Genomic DNA, 26,229 nt, shown 5'->3' with positions numbered 1-26,229 from the left:
TGATTAGTAAGAAAAATATTATTTAAGGAAAAGTAAAATGCAAAATATGAAAGATAAAAAATCTTTTAATTATTTAAAAAATATAGTTCAAATAGTTTTAGGATTGTTAATATTTTATTTGATTTTTTCTTATTTTAAAAAAGAAATTATAAGTCTTGATTTCAAAAAAATACATTATTTAACTTTACAGATAGGTAATGTAAGATTCTTGTTTATCCTGTTATTAGGTCTTTTAGGTATAAGTATTTTATGTTTATACGACTACTTTGTTTTGAAAGCGATTAATCTTACGAAGAATATGTCCTCATTGCGAATTTTTAAAATAAGTTTCATGACTAATACGCTGAACATGGTATTAGGTTTTGGAGGATTTATTGGAGCAGGCTTAAGGTATTATATGTATAAGCCGTATACAAAAAATGGAAAAACACTTGTAACTGCAATTGGAATGATTTTAGTTTCAATGCTGTCTGGAATAAGTTTACTATCAATCTTTGTAGTACTAAATGTTTTTCCCGGGCAGGCATTATATGAAGGTAATGAAATTTTCTATTATTCATTATTATTAATGTCATTGTTTTTACCGTTATATTTATTTTTTAATTTAAGAAAACCTAGAATACGTACAGATAGATATTTGAGTGTAAAACTTACAATTATTTCTTTTTTAGAATGGGTTTTTGCCGCAATAATTATTTTAGTTATTCTTTACTTTTATACAGGAGATGTAGTAGCAGATAAAGAACTTCAAGTTATGGGTGTAATTATAGTCGCCTCAATAGTAGGGTTACTCACGATGATACCTGGAGGACTTGGAACTTTTGATACATTAGTATTAATCGGTTTAAAAAATCTAGGCATTAATCCTGAAATTATCGGTGCAACAATTATCATATATCGCTTAGCATATTATGTAGTACCATTTTCAATAGGATGTTTAATGTTCCTAAGTGAAGGACTTAAAATATTAAAAGATAAACTAAAGAGAGGAGAAAAATTATGATTACAAATATTATTTATATTATTGTTGCTTATTTTCTTGGGAATATAATGGGTGGCAAGTTATTAGAAAAAATTTATAAAGAAGAATTTACAAATAAAGGCTCAGGAAATGTTGGTGCAAGAAATGCTGGACGAGTACTAGGAGCAAGATCATTTGTTTTTGTATTAGTAGTAGATTTCTTCAAAGGTTTTTTAGTAGTTATTATGCTTAAGATTTTAAATGCTAATGATTGGGTCATTTATAGTGCGATAGTTTTAGTAGTGTTAGGACATATTAAACCGATAATTTTCCGCTTCAAAGGTGGAAAAGGAGTAGCAACATTTTTTGGTTGCATGACTGCATTGTCACTTAACTTAGTTTTAGTGTTAATTTTATGCACATTAGTAATAGGAATTATTGTTAAAAGTTTAACTATAGGTTTTTATTCAAGTTTACCACTTATTACGTATTTGAATTATGTAGAAAATCCTAAATTTTTAATACTAGGATTATTTATAATAACAGTTGTATTATTAAGTGTAGTAGCGATAAAAGATATAGAAGAATCATTTGATAAGTACTTTAGTGTAAAGAAAATAAAAAAATCAGTTCGTTAATGAACTGATTTTTTTGTTTTGATTTCTTGACGTACTAAACTTGAGCGTTTATAGCGTATTGTAATATAGAGTATCAATAAGATAGCCACAATAAGATAAAGAAGAGGATAATATGGAATTCCAATAGATAGCTTAGAATTATAAACAAATAACAATAAAACGAAAATTAAAATAAAAGGCCAATAGGTAGTGCATTCAAACTTAAGTAATGTTAAAATTCTAGTTGTTTTTATTTCCAATTTCTCTTTTTCTCGAAAATAAAACCAAAAACCACCTCCAATATAAGGTGGAAGCGATAAATAATAAAATAAAGGTGTTGAGGTATAAGCATAAATCCCTAACATTGTAATAAATACAATATAAAAACCAAATAAATAGTTACTTTTTTTCATAGATAAGCGCACCTCCTATAATAAATAAAACAATAGCCAAGAAATTGAACAAAATGTCTAAAATAATTTTTTCAGTAGGTATTTTATTTTTATCAACAATTATCTAATAATAAAATTAATGATATATTAATTAATGGATTTTTCCCCTTATATTTTTCTTTATTTTATTATACCATAGTTTTTTTTTCAATTTTTTGTTGCATCAAGTAATTTTGACAAAATTTCAATTTGGCAAAATTTACTTTGCCTACTTTGATATTGTATGTACAAAAATCAAAAGGTATAATGAATTTATAAGTTAAAGAAAAAACAAAGGAGATTTATATTTATGAACGAAAATAAAAACGGGCTAAAAGTCTTAGTTCAAAAAGTTGGTACTGCACTTTCAGGTATGGTAATGCCAAATATTGGTGCTTTTATCGCTTGGGGTCTTATTACAGCTTTATTTATTCCAACAGGATGGGCGCCAAATGCTCAACTTGCAGCATTAGTTTCACCAATGATCTTTTTCTTATTACCACTATTAATTTCTTATTCAGCTGGTAAAAATGTTCATGATGAACGTGGAGGAGTGGTTGCAGCGATTGCAACTATGGGTGTAATAGTAGGGACAGTAACTATTACAGAAAAAGGCTTAGGTGGGACACCAATGTTCCTTGGAGCAATGGTTATGGGACCAATAGCGGCTTACTTGATGAAAAAATTTGACAAGGCTGTTCAACCAAAAATAAAAACTGGATTAGAGATGTTAGTTAATAACTTCTCTGCTGGTATATTAGGTTTCATTTTAGCAATTTTAGGTTATTTTGGAATTGGGCCGGTTGTTAAGGTTATTACAAATGCACTAAGTGCTGGAGTTGATGTTATAATTAACGCACACTTATTACCACTTGCTAATATCTTTATTGAACCAGCAAAAATCTTGTTCTTAAATAATGCAATTAACCATGGAATTTTAACTCCAATAGCAACAGAACAAGCATTAAATACAGGTAAATCTGTATTATACTTATTAGAAGCCAACCCAGGTGTTGGATTTGGTATTTTACTTGCATATATGTTCTTTGGAAAAGGTTCAGCAAAAGCATCAGCACCAGGAGCAGCAGTTATTCATTTTATTGGTGGAATTCACGAAATCTATTTCCCATATATTTTAATGAAACCTTCATTAATCATTGCAGCAATGGCAGGGGGAGTTAGTGGTACAGCAACCTTCCAATTACTAGATGCAGGACTTCGTGCCCCGGCGTCACCAGGTAGTATTTTAGCAGTATTTGCTCAAACAGCACAAGGAAGTTATTTTGCAGTTGCAACAGGTGTGATTGTTTCTACTCTAGTAACATTTGTTATCGCAAGTATTATTTTAAAACGTGATAAAGGTGAAGGTGATTTAGAAGCTGCACAAAGCCAAGTTAGCAGTATGAAAGCCGAAGCAAAAGGACAAGAAGTTTCAGTGGGAACTGATGGAGAAACATCTTATGCAGATGTTAAGAGAATTATCTTTGCATGTGATGCAGGAATGGGAAGCTCAGCAATGGGAGCATCTATTCTACGTAATAAAGTGAAAAAAGCAGGACTTGATTATGAAGTAACAAATGTAGCAATCAGAAACTTAACTGAAGAAAGTGGATTATTAATTGTAACTCAAAATGAATTAACTCCACGAGCAAAACAAATGAATGGAAAAGCTCTACATATTTCAGTAGATAATTTCCTAAATAGTCCAAAATATGATGAAATCGTTGAGAATTTGCAAAAATAGGTAAAAAACTATATAATATTTTGTGAATAGAAACGGTAGTGTTTATGACTTCTTCTTAGGCAAAGCAATCTGCATTACTAAGAGGGAGTCATAAATTTTATAATTATAAAGAAGATAATTTTTGGTATTTTTTAACGAACTTGGAGGCTGTATGTTTAACGAACGCGAAAAATTTATACTACAAATTTTATTGAAAAATATTGGTGAAGCATTAAGTATAAAAGAAATAGCCAAAGCAACAAAAATAAAAGAGAGAACACTATATAGAGAAATAAAAAATTTAGAAGATTCACTTCAACGATTAGGAATAGAGCTGGTTAAGGAAAAGTCTAGGTATATACTAAAGGGAAATGTATCTTCATTAGATTCATCATTATTTGAGACGAATTTTGAAGATTATGCATATTCAACAGAAACAAGATTAACTTTAATATTGTGCTTTTTAATCTTAAATGAAGACACTTCAATAAAAGATATTTCTGAAAAATTAATGCTTAGCTACAATACAGTAGCATCAACAATAACTACAATAGAAAAAATATTATTTGACTATAAATTAACTTTAATTAGAAAAAAAGGTCAAGGGATAGAAATAGAAGGTAAGGAAGTAGACCGTAGAGTATTGCTGATTTCACTATTATGCAATGAAATAAGTGATGAAGAGTTCTTCACTAGATTAAATAATCGTGATATTTTATCAAGTAATCCTTTTATAAAATTCTTGAATTTTGACCTTATAAAAAAAGTATTTTATGAAAATAAACATCTTGATGTCTTTAATTTATACACAGATTCAAGTATAAAGAAAATACTTATAAGTTTAAATGTAGTATTTCTTAGAATATCTTATACAACTGAGATTAAAGAAAACTTTACAGCTCAAGAATATAATAGTATTATATCGTTATTAAATGCCTCTAAAGAGATTGTTGATTTTGATATTACAGAAGATATTATCCAATTTCTTATTAAAATATTGAAAACTTGTCGTTTAATAGAACAACTTTCATATTTTAACGATAAGTACTCATATACATTAGTGTATAAAATAAATTTATTGATAAAATATGTATCAGAAAAAATGAATATTGATTTTACACAAGATACCAATCTTTCAAGTGGTCTTATTGCTCATGTAGAATCAGCTATCAAAAGACACCAAATGAATTTAACAGAAGAAAATGATGAATTGCTTGAGTTTGTATTGAAAAACTATAATGAACTATATTTGATAATAAAATCAGAACTACTTGTTGTTTTTGATGAAATAAATTTTAATTCAACAGAATTAAGTTACATAGTTATTCATTTTGCTTCTAGTTTTGAACAAATATATCGAAAAAACTTTATTAGAGCACTGGTAATATGTGCTAGTGGAATAGGAAGTTCCAAAATATTAGGTAGTCAAATACGAAAAAATATTCCAGAAATAAAAAATTTAGAATATACGATTCCAAGCAAAGTAACGAAGTCATTGGTGAACAATTATGATGTAGTTATCTCAACGATTGAGTTAGAGCAAGATATTGATTACTTACTAATTCCAACTATACTTAAAGAAAAAGATATAAGTTTGATACAGGAGAGAATACTAGCTAGTCGAAGTTTTAAAAGAAATGATTTTGTTAAGAGCGAGGATTCATTTAATATAGATAAGTTAGGTAGCGCATGCCAAATAATTTTAAAAAATACAGAGTATATTGTAGCTGATAATACAAAAAATAATGAAGAGATATTGGATAATATATTTGAAAACTCTGCATTAGTAATAAATAATAAAGAGGAAATAGTTGATAGTTTATTAGATAGACATAACAAAAGTTCGGTTGTAATTCCTAATACCGATATAGCTCTTTTCCATACATTAGATAAAGAGCTAGCAGAACCGTTTATAATAATATGTTCACTTAACAATGTTCTGGCTATGAAAGATGCAATGGGAGAGGAACAAAGGGTTGAATATTTTATAATTATGGTAAGTCCAAATGAACAAGAGTATACAGAACTACTTAGTCAAATAAGTATAGCTATATTGGATGATAAGATTTTTGGAGAAGCTCTAACTAGTAAGAACAAGAATTTTATATTAACAAAAGTAGAGTTAATTTTAAAAAATTATATACTCCAATTATAAGAATAGTGGTTATCGGTAAAAAATTACTGATAGCCATCATTTTTATATAACTCTATTTTGGCAAAGATTATTTTGCCGACTTTGATATTGTTTAGATAATTATGACAAGGTATAATAAATTTATAAAGATTAAGAAAGCATAAAACTAGAAGGAGAATCTAAGATGAATTTAAAAAAACAAGATATTAGGTTAGGGCAAGAAATTAGTAATAAAGAAGAAGCAATAAGAAAAGCTGGAGAAATCTTAGTAGAAAATGGATATGTTGATGCTGACTATATTCCAGCAATGTTAGAAAGGGAGGAAATAGTATCGACATATATGGGGAATTTTATCGCTATTCCGCACGGGACAGATGAGGCTAAAAAATCGATAAAAAGCACAGGAATTTCAATAATACAAATACCAGGAGGAGTTTCATTTTCTAAGCCAGAAGATACTGAAGATAAAATGGTGTTTATCGTATTTGGTATTGCTGGAAAAGATGGAGAGCACTTGGAACTTTTATCAAAAATTGCAATTTTCTGTTCTGAACAAGAAAATGTTATTAAACTAGTGAATGCAGCTACGGAAGAAGAAGTAATAACTTTATTGTCAGAAGTAGAATAATAAAATCTAAATATAAGTTAAGAAGGTATTATAATGAAAAATTTACATTTTGGAGCAGGGAATATAGGACGTGGTTTTATAGGGGAACTACTTAATAAATCGGGATATCATATAACATTTGTAGATATTAATAAAGATGTAGTCAATGGTTTAAAATGCCGTGACACATATACTATAAAAATATTAGATGAGAATATAGAAGAAATAGAGCTAAATAATTTTGATGCTTTAAATATAGCGGAGGAAAAAGAAGAACTTTACAAAGCTATAGGAGAGGTCGAACTCGTTACTACATCTATAGGACCAAATGTGCTACCTATAATAGCAAAAGATATTGCAGAAGGTTTGAAATTAAAAGTTGCAAATAATAACACAAAATTATTAGATATTATTGCTTGTGAAAATATGATAGCAGGATCAGATTTTCTAAAACAAGAAATTTATAAGCAGCTTACAGAAGAAGAACAAAAATTTGTAGAGGCATGTGTAGGTTTTCCGAATTCAGCGGTAGATAGAATAGTTCCAGCCCAAAAGCATGAGGATGTACTATTAGTAGAAGTAGAGAAGTTTTGTGAATGGGTTATAGAAGAAGATAAGATAAAAGTAGAAAAAAATAAAAATATAGAAAATGTACACTACGTAAAAGATTTAAATCCGTTTATTGAAAGAAAATTATTCACAGTAAATACGGGGCATGCCGCTCTTAGTTACATAGCTAACTATTTAGGTATAGAGTTGGTATCTGATGGAGCCAAGCATACAGAAGTTAGAAAAGACTTTATTGCTGTCTTAGAAGAAACTAGTGCATTGCTTGAGAAAAAATGGGGATTTTCTAAAGAGGAGATGACAGCGTATAGAAATAAAACTATTAAACGTTTTGAGAATCCTCGTATAGTAGACAATGTTTCTAGAATTTGTCGCACACCTATTAGAAAATTAGGTTATAATGAAAGATTTATTAAACCTATTAGGGAAACTGAGGAGTTAGGATTGCCTAATTCAGCTTTATTAAAAGCATGTTCATATATACTGACATTTAAATCAATTGAAGATGAACAATCTCTAAAGCTTGCGGAGTTAATCGTAGAAAAAGGTGTAGTTGAAACACTACGTGAAGTAACAGAATTAACTGATGAAGTATTGTTAAATAAAATAAAAGATAGTTACGAGAAGTTAATATAAAAATGGGAATCTTGAAGAAATAATTTTCTTTAAGATTCTTTACTTTACTAGTGTTTTTTGTTTATAAATCGAAATGTTTCCTTTAGACGAAAATCTATTGACTTTACTGTTATAACCGGTATAAAATTAAAATATATGAAACCGAAGGGGGATATTAAAATGAATAAATGTGAATGTGAACATCACTGCCATTGTCATGATGCTGTAGAAAATTGCGAATGCGGCAATTGCAAAGAAGGTACTTGTAAATGTCAAGATGGCTGCGAGTGCGGTTGTCATAATGCAAAAGAAGACTGCGAGTGCGGTAACTGTAAAACAGGAGATTGCCATTGTAATGAGCATGTAGCATAGAAAAAGGAGTTGACTTATTTGTCAACTCTTCTTTTTTTAATGTGTAAGTATTAAATTCAGTATACCTGCAAAAATAAGTAAGATAATACTCCATTTAATGGTTTCTTTGAAAATCTCACTATCCTTATTTACTAAACCTACAGCAGCAGCAGCAACAGCAATTGACTGAGGTGAAATCATTTTTGCGATAGCTCCTCCTGTGATATTCGCAGCTACTAATAATGTAGGATCTACACCAATCTGAGAAGCGGTAATAGATTGTAAACCTGCAAATAGTGAACCACTATTAACAACAGATCCAGTAAGAAATACTCCAATCCAACCTAGAATAGGAGAAAGTAATGGGAATATTTTTCCGGTATTTGCTAATGCTAATCCTAAAGTAGAAGACATTCCTGAGTATGTAGAAATATAAGCAAATGCTAAAACTGAACATATAGTAAGAATAGGTGACCAAAGTTCAAGGAAAGTTTCTTTTAAAACTAGTTTAATTATGCGACCACGTACTCTAAAAATTATTATAGTAAGAATAGCAGCAAGAGCTATAGCTGTAGTAGTTGACGTAAAAGGTGCAAAACTAAATATAGCTTTTATAGGTGTAGGATCCTTAGTAATAGGAGCAACTTTAGCTACAGTACCATCTATATAATAAGGAAAATTAAAGATTAAAGAATTTAAAACTCCAGGTTTTTGACCAATTTTGGGGTTACCGTTTTGAATTAATTGTTTAAAGAAACTAGTATTCAAAATAGTAACAAATAAAGTTAATAAAATAAATGGTAACCAAGCTGTAGTTACTTTTTTTAGAGAGAGTTCTTGTTTTTCTTCCAGTATATTTTGTTCTATTGATAAAATATTTTTTGGACTCCAGAATCTTAAGAATATAACTAATGAAAGTAAACTAATAATTGCAGAAACTACATCAACTAATTCTGGACCAACAAAATTTAAGAAAATAAACTGTGTGATAGCGAAAGATCCACCTGAAACTAAAATTGCAGGAAGAGTTTCTTTTATTCCTTTAAGCCCATCTACCATAAATACCAATAAGAAAGTTACGATAAGTGTTACTAGGCATAAAATAATCGAAGTAGCTTTCCCTAGAGATACTGCATCTAACTCAGTAAGACTTGCTGGAATTGTCACGGGAATACCCATTGCACCATAAGCACCACCAGCAATATTTGCAACTAAACAGATAGCAGCAGCTTGTAAAGGTTTAAAACCTAGACCGACTAAAATAGCAGCAGTAATAGCAACAGGTGCTCCAAAACCGGCTGCACCTTCTAAAAACGCATTAAAAGAAAATGCAATAAGAAGAACTTGAATTCTTTTATCAGATGATATTGATGAAATACTTTGTTTTATAATGTCAAAACATCCAATTTTGACAGTTAGTTTATATAAAAATATTGCAGATAGAACAATGCTAGCAACAGGCCATAAACCTGAGACTACTCCTTGTTCAGCTGCACCAGCAATTTTGTCGACTGGCATTTTATAAAAGGTATAAGCTATAATAGCTGAGCTCAGAATACTTAAAGCCCCTGCTGTATAACCTTTTAATTTAAAGATAACTAATGAAATAAGAAAAATAATAATAGGAAGCACAGCGATGGCGGCAGATACCCAAATATTGCCGCTTGGATTGTATTGCTGACTCCAAACAGTATTTAAAAACATTTTAATACTCCTTCTAAGTTTTTTAGTACATAGGATTATACACCCAAAAAATATATTTATGCAATAGCTTTGCTTGAATTCTGCAATATAAAGTTTACATATTTTTAAGAAAATTACTAATTAAGTGCAATTTTTATAAAATACTAAAAAATATAAATTAAGGTTGGAAAAGCTGTAAAATACAAAAATATTGTTCTTAATAATAAAAATTAAAAAAAGATATATATTATTAAAAAAAATAATTTAAAGATTAATAGAATTTATATTTATTATTCTGTATTCATAAAAAAGACGATAAATACTCATAAAAATTTATGATTTAAAAAATGATATTATATAGTAAATAAGCAAAAATTTATAATCCTGTATCATCACAGAGGTATTTTATATTGATACAAATCGCCAAATTTTATCTAGATAAATATTATTATTTTATTGAGATTGGAAATTTGACTTTTAAAAAGAAACGTTGTATATTATAAACGTAATATATGATTAAAACATAATTTATATACATTTAATAAATATATACACAAACTTTGGAGGTTATTATGGTAAAAACATCAAAAGATTTAACTAAACAAGAGCATTTAGAAATGTATGAACTAATGCACCTTATTAGAGATTTTGATATGGAGTTAAGTAAACTATACTCTCGTGGTTTAGTTCACGGTATGACTCACTATTCAGTAGGAGAGGAAGCGGCTAACGTTGGAGCTATTTATCCGTTAAGAAAAGAAGACCTAATGTTTTCTAATCACCGTGGTCACGGTCAAACTATTGCTAAAGGTATAGAAATTGATCGTATGATGGCTGAAATCCTAGGTAAAGAAACGGGTCAATGTAAAGGACGTGGTGGAAGTATGCACGTTTATGACCTTGAACAAGGAAACATGGGATGTAATGGTATCGTAGGTGGTGGACACGGATTAAGTACTGGTGCCGCTCTAGCTCAAAAAATGAAAAAAACAGGAAATATTGTTATTTGCTGTATGGGTGATGGTGCTACTAACGAAGGAAGCTTCCATGAGTGCTTAAACATGGCATCTAACTGGGATTTACCACTTATTTTCTACGTAATCAATAATAAATATGGTATCTCAATGGCGCAAGAAAGATGTATGCGTGTTGAAAAGATTACTGAGCGTGCAGCTTCATATAGAATCAAAGGAATCCATGTAGAAGATGGTAATGACGTATTAGCAGTATATGATGCAATGCAAGAAGCTATCGAACACGCTAGAAGTGGTAAAGGACCTGTTTTAGTAGAAGCAGTATCTTACAGATGGTTTGGACACTCAGCTTCTGATGCTGGTAAATATCGTAGCCGTGAAGAAGTTGCTGAATGGAAACTTAAAGATCCTAACGTAAAATATAAAAATTACTTATTAGAAAATGGAATTGCTACAGAAGCAGAATTAAAAGAAATTGAAGATAGATCAATAGCAACTATCAACGAAGCAGTAGAATTTGCTAAAGAATCACCATTTGCTGATGGTTCAATTGCGTTCCAAGATAACTACGCTGACTAATATTTTAGTTTAAAATAATTTAAATAATATTTTATATAATAGGAGATAAATAGTTATGACTAAAGAAACAAAAATTATGACAATTCGTGAAGCCATAAAAGAAGCTATGACTCACGAAATGCGTGAAGATGAAAATGTATTTTTAATGGGTGAAGATGTAGGTATTTTCGGAGGGGACTTCGGTACAACAGTAGGTATGTTGGAAGAATTTGGTTCTGAACGTGTTATCGACACACCTATTAGTGAAGCTGCAATTTGTGGAGCTGCGGCTGGAGCAGCATCAGTAGGTATGCGTCCAATCGTAGACGTAACATTTATGGACTTCGTAACAATTGGTATGGATGCTATCGTTAACCAAGCAGCACCAATGCGTTATATGTTAGGTGGAGAAGTTCAAGTGCCAGTTACTTATCGTTGTGCATCTGGTTCTGGAACTGGAGCGGCTGCTCAACACTGTAAAGCTTTAGAAGCATGGTTCTGTCACATTCCAGGTCTTAAAGTAGTAGCACCAGGTACTGCAGGAGATGTTTACTCAATCTTAAGAGCTGCAATCAGAGATAACAACCCAGTTATCTACATCGAGCCTAAAGCGTTATTTGGACGTAAAGGTGAGGTGGAATTAGGTAAAGTTGGTGTAATTGGAAAAGGTGATATCAAAGCTGAGGGTACTGACGTAACATTAGTATCTTGGGGAAGAATGTTAGAACGTAGTTTACAAGCTGCAGAAGAATTAAAACAAGAAGGAATCTCAGTAGAAGTAGTAGACCCAATTACATTAGTACCATTAGATACAGACTTAATAGTTAAATCTGTACAAAAAACAGGAAAATTAGTAGTATGTCACGACTCATTCAAAACTGGTGGATTTGGAGGAGAAATCGTTGCACGTATCGCAGAAAGTGATGCATTTGATTTCTTAGATAGCCCAATTTACCGTGTTGCAGGAGCCGACACTAACATTCCATCAGCTAAAAACTTAGAAAAATTAGTTGTACCTGATGTTGAAGACATCAAAGCAACAATTAAAAAAGCTGTAAATAAAAAATAAAAATATAGTTAGCGAAGGATGTGAATAAAACATGGCAGTAGAGGTTATAATGCCAAAAGCCGGTAGTGAAATGGAAGAGGGCGAAATCGTACAATGGTTTAAAAATGAAGGAGACCATGTCGAAGCAGGAGAAGTCCTTTTAGAGATTGTAACAGACAAAGTAAATATGGAAGTTGAAGCTGATGCTAGCGGAACATTATTAAAAATTTTAGCTCAAGCAGGAGATGTTGTACCAGTTGTTAAAACAATTGCTTGGATAGGTGAACCAGGTGAAGCTATTCCAGGTGCTAGCGAAACAGGAGAAGTTGCGCCAGCTGAAACAATAGTTGAGAAAAAAGTTGACTACACACCTGTAAAAGAAGTTGAAGTGGTAGACTATTCTGGTATTCGTGCAACACCAGCTGCAAGAGCATATGCGCGTAAAAAAGGAATTGATTTATCTAAAGTTCAAGGAACAGGATCTAAAGGTCGTATCCATAAAGATGATGTATTAGAATATAAACTTAACTCTAAAGTTAAAATTTCACCACTTGCAGCACGTATAGCGCAAATGGAAGGAATTAATGCTGAGAGTATAGTAGGAACAGGACCTAATGGTAAGGTTATGAAAGCTGATATTCTTTCAGTACTTAATGGAGCTCCAAAAGCAGCTCCAGCTAAGAAAGAAGAAATTGCAGCTCCTAGCAAAAAATCTGTTAAAGAGCCAAACGAAAATCAATGGGGTGTTGTTGAAACAGTACCAATGTCACCAATGCGTAAAGTTATTTCTAAACGTATGAGTGAATCTTACTTTAGTGCACCAACGTTTGTTGTTAATGTAGAAGTTGATATGACTGAACTATTAGCATTACGTAAAAAAGTTGTTGATGCAATTATCGAAGAAACTGGTAAAAAAGCAACAGTTACAGACTTCATTTCATTAGCAGTAATTAAATCATTAATGAAACACCCATATGTGAATGCTTCATTATCAAGTGATGAAAAAGAAATGTATCTACACCACTACGTTAACTTATCAATTGCAGTAGGTATGGATAGTGGGTTAGTAGTACCAGTAATTAAAGGTGCTGATAAGATGAGTCTAAAAGAGCTTGTAGTAGCTTCTAAAGAAATTACAACAAAAGCTCTTGCTGGTAAATTAAAACCAGATGAAATGGCAGATTCAACATTTACAATCAGTAACTTAGGTATGTATGGAGTTAAGAGCTTCGTGCCGATTATCAACCAACCTAACACAGCAATTTTAGGAGTAAGTGCTACAGTTCAAAAACCTGTAGTATTAAATGGTGAAATCACTGTAAGACCTATTATGACATTAACATTAACAGCAGATCACCGTGTAGTTGACGGATTAGAAGGAGCTAAATTCATGAAGACTCTGAAAGAAGCTATCGAAAATCCACTATCATTACTAATCTAATAATGATATAATAATAGAAGAAAACAAGATAAAGTGTATTAAGGAGTGATTATAATATGGCAGTAGAAGTTATTATGCCAAAAGCCGGAAGTGAAATGGAAGAAGGCGAAATCGTACAATGGTTTAAGCAAGAAGGTGACGAAGTAAAAGAAGGAGAAGTCCTACTAGAAATCGTAACTGACAAAGTTAATATGGAAGTTGAGGCTGAAGCTAGCGGAACTTTATTAAAAATTCTTTATCCAGCTGGGTCAACTGTACCTGTAGTTCAAACTATAGCATGGATTGGACAACCTGGAGAAGAAGTTTCTGGAGCAGATGGTGCAACTGCAGTAGCTCAAGAAGTAGTAAAAGAAGTAGCAGCAGACGTTAAAGTTCCTGAAACTAAAAAAGAAGATGTATTGCTAAAACGTGAACGTCGTGGTGAATATGACGTAGCTGTAATTGGTGGTGGACCTGCAGGATATGTAGCGGCGATTAAAGCAGCTCAATTAGGTGGAAAAGTAGCATTAGTAGAAAATCGTGAATTAGGTGGAACATGCTTAAATCGTGGATGTATTCCAACAAAAACATTCTTACACAATGCAGAAATTATTAACTACATTCGTTCTGCAAAAGACCGTGGTATTAAACTTGTAAATGATGCATTTACAGTTGACATGGAGAAAACTGTAGCAGTTAAAGATAAAGTATCTAAAACATTATCTGGTGGAGTAGCAGGATTACTTAAATCTTACGGAGTTAAAGTATTCAATGGTGTTGGACAACTTACAGCTGATAAAAAAGTTGTTGTTGACGAGCACACAACAATTGACGCTGATAGAGTAATTTTAGCTGGAGGTTCTAAAGTAAGTAGAATTAATATTCCAGGTATGGACAGTGAAAAAGTTCTTACAAGTGATGAATTCTTAGACATTAAAGAAGTACCATCAAGATTAGCTGTAATCGGTGGTGGAGTAATTGGTTCTGAATTAGGGCAAGCATTTGCTACATTTGGTTCTAAAGTTACTATCGTTGAAATGGCAGATAGACTAATCGCTAATATGGATAAAGATGCGTCTGTAGCATTAGAAAAACAATTTAGAAAACAAGGTATTAATGTACTTACTTCAACTAAATTATTAGAAATCATTGATAAAGGTCACGAAGTAGTAGTAAAAGTTGAAGGTAAAGAAGATGTAGTTGCTGATAAAGTATTACTATCTATCGGACGTGTTCCAGATAATACATGTCTAGGTGAATTAGCAGATAAATTTGAAATGGAACGTGGACGTGTTAAAGTTGACGAGTACATGGAAACATCTATTAAAGGAATCTATGCACCAGGAGATATCAATGGTACTAAGATGTTAGCTCATGCAGCATTCAAGATGGGAGAAGTTGCAGCTGAAAATGCAATGGGTCATTCTAAGAGAGTTGATCTTAAATCTACACCAGCAGCAATTTATACACACCCAGAGATTGCTATGGTTGGTTTAACTGAAGACCAAGCACGTGAAAAATATGATGTTAAAGTTGGTAGATTTAACTTTGCTGCTAACGGACGTTCATTGGCATCTAATCAAGGTGAAGGATTTGTAAAAGTAATTATGGATACTAAGTATAGAGAAATTTTAGGTATTCATATTGTAGGTCCAGTTGCTGCGGAAATCATCAACGAAGGTTCTACATTAATCCAAACTGAAATGACTATTGATGATGTAATGGATATAATTCATGGACACCCAACATACTCAGAAGCATTATACGAAGCTATGGCTGATTGCATCGATATGTGTATCCATGCACCTAAGAAAAAAACAAAATAGTATAAGTTTAAATATAAGAGAAAAGCGACTAACACAATGTTAGTCGCTTTTTGTAAGGTTAAAGTTATTATAATTTATTAGAATGCTCATTTTCAACTTGGATATTAAAAAACTCTTCACGCAGTATTCCGTATTTTACTGAATCATAATAAGTACCATTATAGTACCTAACTTTGCGAAGTCTTCCCTCAAGAATTAATCCCAATTTTTCAGCAAGACGCATCATTCCATGATTACCACTCCATGTCGTCAGACCTACTCGTTCAATCTCGGGGTATTTGATAAAACAATCTTTTATCCATTTTTTTAGGGCTTTTTGTCCAATTCCACGAGACCAGTAAGATTCATCATAAATAATAATACCGATTTCTAACCAACGTGTAGCAAAACATTCCCAATGACGTGTTACAATGCCAATTAATTTATTATTAACAAAAATTCCACAGCATCTATCGCTAAGATAAAATTCATGATGATTAGTTAAAAGAAAAACATCAAAATCTATAAATTTATATTCATTAAAATATGGTGCGTTATATTTACTCCACTCAGGATTTTCAGAGGTATAAATAACATTATATAATTCTTCTAAATTTTCTTTTTTTATATATTTTAGTTCTATCATAAAAATCTCCAATCTGTTACTATTTTACCATTAAAATAAATAAAAGATAAAAGATATGCCCAGAAAAAAAGAAGATATGAGCTGATAAAATGACATATAATTTAGTTTATGTTAAATTTATTACAGAAAATATTAAAGGAGAGTGTGATGGATAAATTTGCTAAAAACATATCAAATATATTTTTATGGGTAATGAACCTTGGATTGCTTATAATAGGGATTTTATTATCATTTGGTTTATTGATAGAAGCAAAAGAAATCTTTAATGAAGGGATGAAATTTTTAACTTCACAAGGAAGTTATCAAAACTTTATTGAAGAAATTGTAGTATTCTTTTTATATTTTGAGTTTGTAGCGTTGATAGTGAAATATTTCAAAAATAATTATCATTTTCCATTGAGGTATTTCATTTATATAGGTATAACAGCAATAGTAAGACTTATAATTGTTCAACATGATAATCCATATAGTGTCTTAATATGGTCAGGAGCAATTTTATTGCTAGTAATAAGTTTAGCTATAGCTGAAAAATTTATAAAGAAAAATTAATGAAAATAGACTTTGAAGTCATTTTTGACTCCAAAGTCTATTTTGTTATTTTGTAGTATATTTTCCAGTTTTATAATCAATTACTACCCCTTTTTGGAAGTTGTAGATAAAGACATTGTACTTTACACTTGCTCCGTTATCTTCTACAGACATAGCTTCCATAATAACGCCTTGAGCAACAAGATCGTTATCTTTAAATACAGGAGTAACACGATAACGAACATGTTTTTTTGTTTTTTTAACATAATCTGCAACTTCATTTTCAAAAGGAATCATGTTGAGATTCATAAATCTTGTTCCAGTCATTAAATTTCTATTATTATCATTTTCGCCAGCTAGTTGAAATGCAATAAGGTGACAACGATCATAGATATGACTACCTCTGTTACTTTGCCAACCACTAGGACGAATATGTGCTATTTCTCCACGACGATCAGTAGGCATAAGTTCTACACCAATAATGCCATTGGCTTGTCCGACACGTCCTAGACTATCTAGTGGACTGTAATTTTCAAAAGATGTTGTAGATAAATCCTCTTTACTAAAATATGGATTGTTATTGTTTAAAATCTTATATTTAGTATTATCATTTGCTTCATTTTCACTTGGAGCAGTTAGTGACTTAATAACATCTTGAGGAATAGTTGATGTTTCTTGGAATGACGTAGTAGAATTACCTTTATTAAAGGTATATCGACTTATGATAAGTGAGATAAGAATAATTATTAAAATTGAAATTATTGAGAATAGAGAAAACTGTTTTTTTCTTCTTTTAGCCATAGTATCTCCTTAATAATTTATTACATAAAATATTAAATAATTTACATCCTTTATTGGAGGTTGATTACCTTATAGTGTAATAAAATTTATTTTTTAAAATAATTAATTCCCATTGCATCTTTTACATCATCAAGTGTAGCAGCAGCAACTTTTTCTGCTTTTTCACTACCAGCTTTTAGCATATTATATACTTCAGCTTTATCTTTTGCGAATTCCTCGCGACGCTCTCTAATTGGGCGTAAGTACTCTTGCATAACTTCGTTAAGACGTCGTTTAAGTTTCATATCGCCAAGGCCACCACGTCTGTAGTGTTCTTTTAGTTCAGCTACTTCGTCAGTACGTGGATCAAAAATATCTAAGTATGTGAAGACAACATTTCCTTCAACTTGCCCAGGATCTTCAACACGAATGTGATTAGGATCAGTGTACATTTTCATGATTTTAGCTTTGATATTTTCTTCACTATCTCCTAGATAGATACCATTGTTAAGACTTTTGCTCATCTTACCTTGTCCGTCGATTCCTACAAGACGTGCGTGATTTTTTGGAGGAAGTACTATTTCCGGAAGGACAAGAACTTCTTTGTTATAAGTTCTATTGAAGTCTCTAACAATTTCACGTGTTTGTTCAAGCATAGGTTTTTGATCTTCTCCTACTGGCACGTGCGTAGCTTTAAATGCAGTTATGTCAGCTGCTTGACTAACTGGATAAGTGAAGAATCCAGCAGGTATGCTTTCTCCGAATTTTTTATCATTTATTTCTTGTTTAACAGTAGGGTTACGTTGAAGTCTTGATACTGTTACTAAGTTCATATAATACATATACAATTCAGCAAGCTGTGGAATTTGTGATTGAATAAAGACAGTAGACTTAGTTGGATCAATACCAACAGCTAAATAGTCTAAAGCAACTTCTGTAATGTTTTGAATAACTTTTTCAGGGTTATCAGCATTATCAGTAAGAGCTTGTTGATCGGCAATCATAATAAAAATATCGGTATCTTTTTCATTTTGTAAAGCAACTCTGTTTTTTAAAGAGCCAACATAGTGACCTAAATGAAGTTTTCCAGTTGGTCTATCACCAGTTAAAATAATTTTCGTCATAAATAGAGGAACTCCTTTAAAGTATTTTTCTAATTATCCTTTTATTATATCATAATATAAGCTAAGTTTGTTTGAAAAGTTCAATTCTTTTATGAAAAATAAAAGTATTTTTGTTTATGAAAAATGCTTTTTGTATTATAATAAATTATAAAGAAATAAGTTTTATAAACTAAGGAGAATAAAATGATATATATAGAATCAAAAAGTAATGATCCACGCTACAATACAGCGTTAGAGCTTTATGCATTTAATGAGCTTGCTAAGAAAGATGATGTTTTTATGTTATGGATAAATTCACCATGTATAGTAGTAGGTAAAAACCAAAATACAACAGAAGAAGTTAACCAAAGATTCTGTGAAGACAATGATATAAAAATAGTTCGTCGTGTAAGTGGTGGAGGAGCTGTCTATCATGATTTAAATAATTTGAATTATACTATTATTTCTAATGGACGCAGCGGAGAAGAGTTTGATTTTAAATCATTTTCACAACCAGTTATAGATGCATTGGCTTCATTAGGCGTAAAAGCTGAGTTTACAGGACGTAATGACCTTGAAATAGACGGACAAAAATTCTGTGGAAATGCACAATATGTTCGTTCAGGACGTATTATGCATCATGGATGTTTAATGTTTGATGTTGATACTTCAGTATTAGCAAATGCTTTAAAAGTATCAAAAGATAAAATTGAGTCAAAAGGTATCAAATCAGTTCGTTCAAGAGTTACAAACATTAAAAATCACTTACCTAATCAAGAAATGACAGTAGCAGATTTCGTAGTAGCACTTAAAAAATATATGAGTGAAAAATATGAAATGACTGACTTTGTTGCTACTGAAGAAGATGAAAAAGCTATTTTAGCAATACAAGAAGAAAAAAACAACTCTTGGGATTGGGTATATGGAAAAAATCCAGATTTCAATATTAAGCGTAATAGAAGGCTTAAAACAGGTAAAATTGAAGCTAACATTATGGTAGAGCAAGGTGCTATTACGAGTATTAAGTTCTTTGGAGATTTCTTTGGAGTGATGGATGTTGAAGATATTGCTAAGAAATTGGTAGGGGTAAAATACCAAAAAGAAGATATTCAGAAAGTACTAGAGCAAATAGATATCAATTCATACTTCTTAGGAGCAACACTAGAAGAGGTAATAGATATTCTAGTTGACTAATTATAAATATAAAAAATTATAAAATGGGAGGAATTAACATGATAATTACAACAACACAAGATGTTCCAGGTATGGAAATAGTGGAGTATAAAGGACTTGCTACTGGGGAAGTAGTAGCTGGAATTAACTTTATAAAAGATATTGGAGCAGGTCTTCGTAATTTTTTTGGAGGACGTTCTCAAGGATATGAAGATGAAATTATTCAAGCGCGACTTCTAGCATTAAAAGAATTAGAAGAGCGAGCAGAGGCTATGGGAGCGAATGCTGTTATTGGGATAAGAATTGATTTTGATGGTCTTGGAAATAACGGAAGTAACATGTTGCTTGTTACTGTAACAGGAACAGCAGTAGTTGTTAGATAAGAATTTAAAACTATATATACAAAATTAATAGAAAAAATAAAAAATATAGTGTATAATACAAAGAAGTAAACTAAAATATGAGGGGAAAATACAATGAAAAAAGTATTTAATTTTAAAAAGATTTTTTCTACCTTACTATTAGCAATTGCTTTGGTGGTTTCTGCTGTATCTGTATCAGGATGTAGTAAAGACGATAATTCTAATTCAAATTCATCACAAGCAACGTATAAAGTAAGCGCAGAAGAAAAAGAATATTTAACAAAACGTTTTGCTGATTTATCTAAGATTAATAATGAAGTAGTGGCGTACGTTTATGCTCCAGGAACAAAATTAGATGAGCCTGTTGTTCAAACTAATGATAACGAAACATATTTAGATAAAACTTTTGAAGGGAAAATGGTTCCTTACCTAGGTACAGTATTTATGGATGCTGATAATAATAAAAACTTTGGTGACAGATTAACTTGGTTATTTGGTCACGCGCGTGGAAGTAAGGTTGGAGACAATCGTATGTTTAATGACGTGAATTTTTATGATAAACAAGAGTTTATGGATCAGCACAAATATGTTGTGATTGAGACTCCAGAAAGAAAATATTATTATGAAGTAGCGTTCTTAACAATTGTTCCAGAAACAACATCATTTTACCGTTTAGATTTCGAAAATGATGAAGATTTCCTAAAACAATTAACAAATGTTAAGAAAGATGCTAGAACTAAAAATGATAATGTCCAATTAAAAGGAAATGATAAGTATCTTGTATTGTCAACTTGCCGTGAAGAAGATGAAACAATTCGTTCAAATCTATATCTTCGTCTAATCCCAGATAATGAAATGAATGATTTCTTGGCAAAACACAAAGATGATCTTAAATATGTAGCAACAAGATAATAAGAAAAATAGTCTATAGTTTTAAAAAACTATAGACTATTTTTGTGTTTATTTTGGCATGCGTCTGAATTCTCTAGTTAAGAAAAATAATGAAACACTAAATGCACAAATATCAGTTATAGGTGTGGCATATATTATACCATCAATCCCAAAGAAATGAGATAATGTTAATAACATAGGCAATAAAATAATCATTTGTTTAGTAAGTGCTACTGTAACACCAATTTTGGGTTTACCAATAGCAGAAAAAAATGTTGAACTAGAAATATGAATACCGTTGATAAAAGTAAATAATAAGAAAAATCTCATATATTTAACAGCGAATTCAAAATATAGTTCGTTACCATTACCAAAGGCAGCAACAATTTGTTTAGGAAATAGCTCAAATATTGAAAAGAATACTACAGAGATAATTATCGCGTATTTCATCATATAGTGCATAGTTTCACGTACACGATTGTAATCTTTTGCTCCATAGTTGAAACCAAAAATAGGTTGAGCTCCTTGGACGAGACCGATAATTATAGAAACAAATATTATATTAACTTTGGCTACAATTCCAGCTACTGCAATAGGTATATCATTACCGTAAATAGATTGTGAACCATAGGTATTAAGTAAGTTATTAGTTACAATTTGAATAATCATACTAGAACCTTGAAAAACAAATGATGTCATTCCTAAAGCTATAGATATTTTTAATAATGAAAACTTAGGTTTAAAATCTTCCTTATGGAATTTAACACTCTTAAATCTAGGAAAATAAAATAATAGTATTGCTGCTGATATAAATTGGCTAATAACAGTAGCCCAAGCAGAACCAGCAATTCCCCATCCAAATCCAAAAATAAAAATGGGATTTAGAATAATATTTAAAACGGCACCCCATACTATGGCGTACATAGAATACTTCGGACTATTATCAGAACGAACCATTGGGTTGGTACTAATTGACAGAAGTAAAAAAGGGATACCTAAAGAAGAAATACCAGCAAATGTTTTTGCATAGGGTAATATTTCATCAGTAGAACCAAAAGCGTACATAAGTGGTTCTAAAAATATATGAATTAAAATTGTTAAAATAACACCTATAATAAATAGTGATGTTACGGATGTTCCAACAACAGCTTTAGCTTTTTCTGGATTTCCTCGACCAAGTTCTAGGTTGAAATTAGCGGCTGCGCCAATACCAATCATAAGACCAAGAGCAAGGCATATAGTAGTTATAGGGAAAGCTATGTTAGTTGCTGCATTCCCCAAATAACCAACTCCTTGCCCGATAAAGATTTGATCAACAATGCTATATAATGCGTTTATTATATTTGCTGTTATTGCTGGCCAAGCAAAAGATATAAGTAATTTTTTTATTGGCTTAATACCAAGTGGATTTTCTATTGTAGAATTTTTCACAAAAGCCTCCTAGTTAGATTTCTATTTTTGGGATATATTAAAGAATTAATGTTCATATCCGCCAGTTATTTTTATATCATTTCTTTGATAAAATTCAGCAGAAGTTTCAATAATTATTTTTAGTGCATCTATTATCATTTCAAGTTCCATAAAAGGGGTATTTGGTTTATTTTTAACTTGTTCTCTAATATAGGGAATATGTATAAAACCAGCAGAAATATTATTGAATTTTGTTTTTGATAAGTAAAGAGTTTCATACATAATATGATTACAAACAAATGTGCCAGCAGTATTAGAAATAGCAGCTGGAATATTATTTTTTGTTAACTCAGCTACAAGAGCCTTAATAGGAAGAGTAGAAAAATAAGCAGTTTCCCCATCTTTACGGATAGGTTCATCTATAGGCGAATTATTTTTGTTATCTGCTATACGTGCATCATCGATATTTATAGCAACACGTTCAACTGTAATTTTATCACGTCCACCAGCCTGGCCAACACAAATAACAATATGTGGATTAAAGCTATATATATTCTCTTCAAGAATGGCTGAAGATTCTTTAAACACAGTAGGCAAAGTCACTTTTTTAATTTCTATATTTTTTAATTTATTAGGCAATTTATTAATTGCAAGATTAGAAGGATTGATATTTTCTCCACCGAAGCTATCGAATCCCGTAATAAGAATACGCATATTAAAATTCCTCGTTATTTTAGGTGATATACTTATTATAAAGCAGTTTTCTAAAATTTAAAATAGTGATTTTTAAAATACTTCATAAAAAATTGGTAATTGATTTTTAAAAGTGATATTATAATTAAACAGGGGTGATAAAATGTCAAGAGAAGAAAAATTAAGAACAATATTTAAGACAATAGATATGTCTGAATATAGTGATACTAAAAAAAATATAGATAAACCAACATGTCTTATTAAGACATATAAAGACCCTCAAGATTTTTGGATTGCGGCTAATTATTCAAAGAAAAAATATGCAGATTACAAACCGTTTCAGTTTGTAGATGGTGAAGGCATAAGGTGTTCAATATATTTAAGTGGTTGTTTGTTTGCATGCAAAGAATGTTTTAACGAAAGTATTCAAAATTTTAATGTAGGGCAAGAGTACACAAAAGAAGTGGAAGATAAAATAATAGATGACTTAAGACATACATATGTTCAAGGTTTAACTATTCTTGGAGGAGAACCCTTTTTAAATACACAAGTTGCAGTTTCTTTAGCCAAAAGAGTACGAGAAGAGTTTGGATATGAAAAAGATATCTGGGTTTATAGTGGTTATACTTATGAACAACTTTTAAACGGAAGTGAAGATAAAAAAGAATTGCTATCCTTATGTGATGTTTTGGTAGATGGACCATTTATGATTTTTTTAAAAGACTTAAGCTTGCGTTTTAGAGGTAGCAGTAATCAACGAATAATAGATTTAAAAAAATCAACTAGAGAAAATGTTGTTTTGTATTTAGAATAGCAACTTTAATTTAATTAGTGAAAGTATTTTGACAATAGATGTCTTTTTTGCTAAAATAGAGTATCACCATTTAGAGATATATAATATCTCTAATATTTTTGAATGAAAGGGGTCTTGTAGTTTGAAAAATATTATAGAAATTTTTCAAAATGATATAAGGGAGATTTTTCGAAAAACAAGGACGTGGATAGTTATAATTGGTCTAATTCTATTACCTTCAATGTATGCATGGCCAAATATACTTTCAGCATGGGATCCATATGGTCATACCAATAATATAAAAGTTGCAGTAGTTACAGAAGATAGTGGTGCTGAGGTGAGCGGACAAAAAGTCAATCTAGGAGAGAATTTGGTAGAAGGGCTAAAAAACAATAAAAACCTTGATTGGCAGTTTGTTAGCAATAAACAAGAAGCTGAAGAAGGTGTGAGAATAGGAGATTATTATGCAAGTATAGTGATTCCTAAAAATTTTAGTGAAGATTTAACATCCGTAAGTCGAGGATTTCCTAAGAAGGCTACTATTGAGTATACTGTTAATGAAAAAATAAATGCTATAAGTCCAAAAATAACAAATAGTGGAGCTTCAGCGATTGCGAATAATATCAGCAAATCTTTCGTAGAAATAGCTAATGGTGTTATTTTTGAGAAGTTACATGAGGCTGGAATTAAATTTGAACAAAATTTACCTTCAATAGAGAAGATGAAGGAAGAGATTTTTAAATTAAACGATAATTTCTCAAATTACGAAAATGTTGTATCTGAACTAATAGGTAAGACTGAACAGGGACAAAAGATTCTTAATACTATTCAACAGGCTTTGCCGGATATTGATAGATTTGCTACCAATAGTATTATGTTAGCAGATAAGGCTGATATAACAATTAATAATATACAAAGTTTTAATGAGAAATTGCTGCCTCTAATTAGCAATCATTTAAAAGTTGTAGAAGATGTTTCAGGAGAAGCAAATAGTCTTGCTCAAAAAATTCAAAGTAAACCAGATAATGTAGAAGAAATAAAAGAAAAACTGAAGTTGTTAAATACTCGACTAGAAGCGGCAGAAGAAAGACTACGTGTTGTAAAAAACATTTTTGAGTATTTAAATGAATTATCAGGAGAGAACATACTTCAAAATCAATTAAATAAGATCAATACATTGGAAAATGATTTAACTAAAGTTAAAGAAGTAAATAATAAAATTTATACTAATATAGATAACTATGATGAAATAGCAGATGATATTAAGAAAGATTTTGTTGATAGAACAAAACGTATTAACGAAATATCAACAAATATAGATAACAGGTTGAATGACGATATTGCTCCGCTAGTTGCTAAAGTGTTAACTAAAGCAGATATAAATATTAATGAAATCTCTAAGCTAATTATAGGAGCTCAAAATGAACTACCAGAAGTAGAAGCAAAGATATTAAGTACAGAGGTGAAAATTCAAAGAGCTCATGCTAAGTTAATAACTATACAAAAAGAATTACCAGAAGCAAAAGGAAAAATTAAAAAGCTAACCGAAGAGATTAAAAAGGCAGAAGCAGGAACAAATACAAATATGTTGTTTAATTTATTGAAAGTAGACTATAAACAACAAGCAGAATTTTTTGCAAATCCTGTTCAGCTTAGTGAGAATAAATTGTACCATATTAAAAATTATGGTTCTGCAATGACTCCATTTTATACAGTGTTATCAATATGGGTTGGAGCACTACTTATGTCATCGTTATTAACTACAAAAGTGGAAGATGAAGAAGGTAAATATAAACCATGTGAGAAGTATTTTGGACGTTGGATACTATTTTTAGTAATATCATTGTTTCAAACATTGGTAATTACACTAGGAGATATGTATGTCCTTGGGACACAAGCAGTGTCGCCATATAGATTTGTTTTTTATGGTTTATTAATATCGGCCTTATTTTCGTCTATCATATATACTATAGTACACCTTTTAGGAAATGTAGGAAAAGCTATTTGTATTATATTGTTGGTGCTTCAATTAGGAAGTTCAGGAGGAACCTTCCCAATTCAAATGACTTCGAGCTTTTTCCAAGCATTATATCCTAAAATACCATTTACTTATTCAATAGGATTGTTAAGAGAAGCGGTAGGTGGAGTATATATACCAGCAGCCCAACGAGATATGAAAATATTACTAATTGGTATAGTAATAACGTTGATAAGCGGTACTATTTTAGTTCATTTAAAATCTCGCTCTAAAAAATTAAGCGCTGAGCGAGAAAAATCAAAATTATTCTTGTAAAACAAAAAAACTTTTAAAGTATTATAACTATGTACTTTAAGAGTTTTTTTTATTATTAAAAAT

General features: G+C 30.8%; 23 protein-coding genes. 16 read left to right on the top strand and 7 right to left on the bottom strand.

Going from position 1 to position 26,229, the window contains the following annotated elements; all coding sequences use genetic code 11:
* Window positions 1-37: 37 nt before the first annotated feature.
* Together DQN46_RS06865 and DQN46_RS06860 are read left to right on the top strand one after the other, a co-directional pair.
* Window positions 38-1,003: a lysylphosphatidylglycerol synthase domain-containing protein gene (locus tag DQN46_RS06865; protein ID WP_004632782.1), complete on the top strand. Its 966-nt coding sequence runs from the start codon at window positions 38-40 to the stop codon at window positions 1,001-1,003.
* Entirely contained in the window at window positions 1,000-1,599 is a 600-nt protein-coding gene (locus tag DQN46_RS06860) for a glycerol-3-phosphate acyltransferase (RefSeq protein WP_111743491.1), read from the top strand. Before DQN46_RS06865 ends, DQN46_RS06860 begins: the two co-directional genes overlap by 4 nt.
* Here the strand turns inward: DQN46_RS06860 and DQN46_RS06855 are convergent.
* Window positions 1,596-1,991, bottom strand: coding sequence for a hypothetical protein (locus tag DQN46_RS06855; RefSeq protein WP_111743490.1), 396 nt, complete (start codon window positions 1,989-1,991; stop codon window positions 1,596-1,598). The genes DQN46_RS06860 and DQN46_RS06855 overlap by 4 nt on opposite strands.
* 328 nt (window positions 1,992-2,319) lie before the next feature.
* Between DQN46_RS06855 and DQN46_RS06850 the strand changes: the two genes are divergently transcribed.
* The 4 genes from DQN46_RS06850 to DQN46_RS06835 all read left to right on the top strand — a co-directional run bounded on the left by DQN46_RS06850 (window position 2,320) and on the right by DQN46_RS06835 (window position 7,676).
* Window positions 2,320-3,753 carry a PTS mannitol transporter subunit IIBC gene (locus tag DQN46_RS06850; RefSeq protein ID WP_111743489.1) on the top strand — a complete coding sequence of 478 codons (1,434 nt, stop codon included), beginning with the start codon at window positions 2,320-2,322 and terminating at the stop codon, window positions 3,751-3,753.
* 151 nt (window positions 3,754-3,904) lie between these two features.
* The gene (locus DQN46_RS06845; protein WP_111743488.1) at window positions 3,905-5,887 is read left to right on the top strand and encodes a BglG family transcription antiterminator; all 1,983 of its coding nucleotides are present in this window, start codon (window positions 3,905-3,907) and stop codon (window positions 5,885-5,887) included.
* 163 nt (window positions 5,888-6,050) lie between these two features.
* Entirely contained in the window at window positions 6,051-6,494 is a 444-nt protein-coding gene (locus DQN46_RS06840) for a PTS mannitol transporter subunit IIA (protein WP_111743487.1), read from the top strand.
* 33 nt (window positions 6,495-6,527) lie between these two features.
* Window positions 6,528-7,676 (top strand): mannitol-1-phosphate 5-dehydrogenase, encoded by a 1,149-nt coding sequence (locus tag DQN46_RS06835; RefSeq protein WP_111743486.1) that lies wholly within the window; start codon window positions 6,528-6,530, stop codon window positions 7,674-7,676.
* A 387-nt stretch (window positions 7,677-8,063) separates the two neighbouring features.
* Here the strand turns inward: DQN46_RS06835 and DQN46_RS06825 are convergent, their stop codons facing one another.
* A complete protein-coding gene (locus tag DQN46_RS06825; protein ID WP_004632774.1) occupies window positions 8,064-9,710 on the bottom strand; it encodes an L-lactate permease in 1,647 nt (548 codons plus the stop codon).
* Window positions 9,711-10,261: 551 nt separating this feature from the next.
* Here DQN46_RS06825 and DQN46_RS06820 point away from each other — a divergent pair.
* Genes DQN46_RS06820 through lpdA form a run of 4 tightly spaced genes read left to right on the top strand, consistent with a single transcriptional unit; the run spans window position 10,262 to window position 15,515 of the window.
* Window positions 10,262-11,242, top strand: a complete 981-nt coding sequence (locus DQN46_RS06820) for a thiamine pyrophosphate-dependent dehydrogenase E1 component subunit alpha (RefSeq protein ID WP_004632773.1) — start codon at window positions 10,262-10,264, stop codon at window positions 11,240-11,242.
* Between the two features lie 55 nt (window positions 11,243-11,297).
* Entirely contained in the window at window positions 11,298-12,290 is a 993-nt protein-coding gene (locus tag DQN46_RS06815) for an alpha-ketoacid dehydrogenase subunit beta (RefSeq protein ID WP_004632772.1), read from the top strand.
* Between the two features lie 31 nt (window positions 12,291-12,321).
* Window positions 12,322-13,710: a dihydrolipoamide acetyltransferase gene (locus tag DQN46_RS06810; protein ID WP_111743484.1), complete on the top strand. Its 1,389-nt coding sequence runs from the start codon at window positions 12,322-12,324 to the stop codon at window positions 13,708-13,710.
* A 56-nt stretch (window positions 13,711-13,766) separates the two neighbouring features.
* On the top strand, window positions 13,767-15,515 hold the full coding sequence (gene lpdA, locus DQN46_RS06805; protein ID WP_111743483.1) for a dihydrolipoyl dehydrogenase: 1,749 nt from the start codon (window positions 13,767-13,769) through the stop codon (window positions 15,513-15,515).
* 67 nt (window positions 15,516-15,582) lie between these two features.
* Here lpdA and DQN46_RS06800 read toward each other — a convergent pair whose 3' ends face one another.
* Window positions 15,583-16,140, bottom strand: coding sequence for a GNAT family N-acetyltransferase (locus DQN46_RS06800; protein WP_004632769.1), 558 nt, complete (start codon window positions 16,138-16,140; stop codon window positions 15,583-15,585).
* 147 nt (window positions 16,141-16,287) lie between these two features.
* Here DQN46_RS06800 and psiE point away from each other — a divergent pair, with 147 nt between their 5' ends.
* Window positions 16,288-16,689 (top strand): phosphate-starvation-inducible protein PsiE, encoded by a 402-nt coding sequence (gene psiE / locus DQN46_RS06795; RefSeq protein ID WP_111743482.1) that lies wholly within the window; start codon window positions 16,288-16,290, stop codon window positions 16,687-16,689.
* Between the two features lie 45 nt (window positions 16,690-16,734).
* On the opposite strand, the gene DQN46_RS06790 is transcribed toward psiE, so the two are convergent.
* Window positions 16,735-17,469 (bottom strand): DNA/RNA non-specific endonuclease, encoded by a 735-nt coding sequence (locus DQN46_RS06790; RefSeq protein ID WP_111743481.1) that lies wholly within the window; start codon window positions 17,467-17,469, stop codon window positions 16,735-16,737.
* 86 nt (window positions 17,470-17,555) lie between these two features.
* Complete coding sequence (gene trpS / locus DQN46_RS06785) at window positions 17,556-18,572, bottom strand: tryptophan--tRNA ligase (RefSeq protein WP_111743480.1); 1,017 nt, start codon at window positions 18,570-18,572, stop codon at window positions 17,556-17,558.
* 183 nt (window positions 18,573-18,755) lie between these two features.
* Between trpS and lplA the strand changes: the two genes are divergently transcribed.
* The 3 genes from lplA (at window position 18,756) to srtB (ending at window position 20,998) form a co-directional block, all read left to right on the top strand.
* Window positions 18,756-19,745 carry a lipoate--protein ligase gene (gene lplA, locus DQN46_RS06780; protein WP_111743479.1) on the top strand — a complete coding sequence of 330 codons (990 nt, stop codon included), beginning with the start codon at window positions 18,756-18,758 and terminating at the stop codon, window positions 19,743-19,745.
* Between the two features lie 38 nt (window positions 19,746-19,783).
* A complete protein-coding gene (locus DQN46_RS06775) occupies window positions 19,784-20,107 on the top strand; it encodes a heavy metal-binding domain-containing protein (protein WP_040461496.1) in 324 nt (107 codons plus the stop codon).
* 93 nt (window positions 20,108-20,200) lie between these two features.
* Window positions 20,201-20,998 carry a class B sortase, LPKTxAVK-specific gene (gene srtB / locus DQN46_RS06770; RefSeq protein ID WP_111743478.1) on the top strand — a complete coding sequence of 266 codons (798 nt, stop codon included), beginning with the start codon at window positions 20,201-20,203 and terminating at the stop codon, window positions 20,996-20,998.
* 48 nt (window positions 20,999-21,046) lie between these two features.
* Here srtB and DQN46_RS06765 read toward each other — a convergent pair whose 3' ends face one another.
* Both DQN46_RS06765 and pcp read right to left on the bottom strand, forming a co-directional pair.
* The gene (locus DQN46_RS06765; protein WP_111743477.1) at window positions 21,047-22,408 is read right to left on the bottom strand and encodes an MATE family efflux transporter; all 1,362 of its coding nucleotides are present in this window, start codon (window positions 22,406-22,408) and stop codon (window positions 21,047-21,049) included.
* Window positions 22,409-22,453: 45 nt separating this feature from the next.
* Entirely contained in the window at window positions 22,454-23,101 is a 648-nt protein-coding gene (gene pcp, locus DQN46_RS06760) for a pyroglutamyl-peptidase I (RefSeq protein ID WP_004632761.1), read from the bottom strand.
* 142 nt (window positions 23,102-23,243) lie between these two features.
* Here pcp and nrdG point away from each other — a divergent pair, with 142 nt between their 5' ends.
* Both nrdG and DQN46_RS06750 read left to right on the top strand, forming a co-directional pair.
* Window positions 23,244-23,894, top strand: coding sequence for an anaerobic ribonucleoside-triphosphate reductase activating protein (gene nrdG / locus DQN46_RS06755; RefSeq protein WP_111743476.1), 651 nt, complete (start codon window positions 23,244-23,246; stop codon window positions 23,892-23,894).
* Window positions 23,895-24,015: 121 nt separating this feature from the next.
* Window positions 24,016-26,166 carry a YhgE/Pip domain-containing protein gene (locus DQN46_RS06750; protein WP_111743475.1) on the top strand — a complete coding sequence of 717 codons (2,151 nt, stop codon included), beginning with the start codon at window positions 24,016-24,018 and terminating at the stop codon, window positions 26,164-26,166.
* Window positions 26,167-26,229: the final 63 nt, after the last annotated feature.

Origin of the sequence: Gemella morbillorum (genome assembly GCF_900476045.1) — a bacterium.
GTDB lineage: Bacteria > Bacillota > Bacilli > Staphylococcales > Gemellaceae > Gemella > Gemella morbillorum.
Note: the sequence above shows the minus strand (reverse complement) of the source record. Positions and strands in the feature narration are given on the sequence as shown.